This is a genomic window from Corynebacterium phoceense (assembly GCF_900092335.1).
Classification (GTDB): Bacteria; Actinomycetota; Actinomycetes; order Mycobacteriales; family Mycobacteriaceae; genus Corynebacterium; species Corynebacterium phoceense.
Map to the genome: position 1 here is coordinate 124,408 of NZ_LT596207.1, position 1,515 is coordinate 125,922.

Here is a 1,515-nt window from a genome sequence, read left to right on the forward strand (position 1 = left end):
CCCGGCGTCGACGGCGACGACCTTCGCGGCGAGTCCCCACGCGCGTGCCTGGCGCGCCGCCTCCTCCGAGACCGCGCGCGAGCCCTCCTGCAGCTGATGGTCGACGCACACGGCAACGATCTCGCCCCGCTTTTCCGCGGCGAGTGCCGCCGCCAACGCCAGCGAATCCGGCCCGCCCGACAGTCCCACGGAAAGCCGCGGATGCTCACGCGCGACGGACCGCACGGCCGCGCGCAGCCGCGCGAAATGCGGCGACTTCCGCGGCCAGAACGGATCCACTAGAACTCCCGCAAAGCCGAAGCCAGCTCATCCTGTGCCGCGCGCGCGGCCAGGATGTCGCCGTCGTTGACGAGGAACGCAAACGCAAAGACATGGCCCGACTGCCCCGGCACGATGCCCGTCAGCGCCGAGGTCCCCGTGAGCGTGCCCGTCTTCGCGCGCACGTAGCCGCGTCCCGCGAGATCCGTATACCGCGTGTACAGCGTGCCGTCGCCGCCGGCCACCGGCAGATAGCCAAGCAGCGGGCGCAGCGCGTCCTCCGTCGCCGCCTGGTTCATGATTCCCGCGAGCACGTCCGCCGGGATGCGGTTCACCTCGCTCAAGCCCGAGTTGTCTGCGATAAAGACCTGCGAGGTATCGACGCCGTGCTCGCCGAGCACCTCGAGCGTCGCCTCCGCAGCGCCCGCAAACGATGCCTCCTTGCCGCGCGCGACGGCGAGTTCGCGGCCGATAGCCTCGGCCATGACGTTATCCGAGTCCTTCCCGGCCTCCTCGGCGCGCACGGACAGCGGCTCGGACTCGATGGTCGCGACGGGTGCGGCGGCATCGGGAGCCTCGCTCATGCCCACCGTCGTCACGCCCAGGCGCTTGGCCAGCAGGTTCGCCACGTCGAGCGCCGGAGTGTGGCTGCGCGGCACGTCGCCCGTCGCCGCGCCCAGGCGTCCGCCGAAAACCATGGCCGGCTGCATCGGCGCGACGAAGCCGCCATCGACATTCTCCGGATCCCACCCCTTCGCCTGATCGTCGCCGGCCCACGCGCGTGTGTCGATGAACACCCCGCTCACCTCGGGCATGGCTTCCTTGATCTGCGCGGCCGCGGCGTCGAGTTGCGCGAGCGTGAGCCACACGTCGCCCGCGGCCTTGATGATGACCGCGTTATTGTCTCCGCGCACGATCTCCGTCGTAATCCGGTCATCCTCGCCCAACTCCCACGTCGCCGCCGCGAGCGTGAGCACCTTCGTGCTCGACGCCGGAAGCAGCGCCTTAGCCCCGTCCTGGTCCCACACGACCTCCCCCGTCGCTGTGTCGATGACCTGGCCGCCGAAGTTACCCAAAGCCTCGTTATCGCGCGCAAGCTCGGTGAGGCGGCCTGCGACGTCGCCCAAAGGGGCATCGGCAGGCTGGGCGGGCTGGAGCGGATTCGCCGGCGCCGGCGCCTCAAAGGCCTGGCCGTGATCCAGGTCCCCGTAGGTGCGCTGGACCGCCACACCGGTCGCCGCCGTCGCCGCCACGGCC

General features: G+C 70.9%; 2 protein-coding genes. Both read right to left on the minus strand.

Features of this window, described 5'->3' with window-relative positions; genetic code table 11:
* Positions 1-279: PP-loop family protein (locus BN9444_RS00655; protein ID WP_276526024.1), on the minus strand; the 279-nt coding region annotated here is incomplete at its 3' end.
* The coding region (gene dacB, locus BN9444_RS00660; protein ID WP_068801250.1) for a D-alanyl-D-alanine carboxypeptidase/D-alanyl-D-alanine endopeptidase at positions 279-1,515 on the minus strand (1,237 nt) is incomplete at its 5' end. The genes BN9444_RS00655 and dacB, both read right to left, overlap by 1 nt.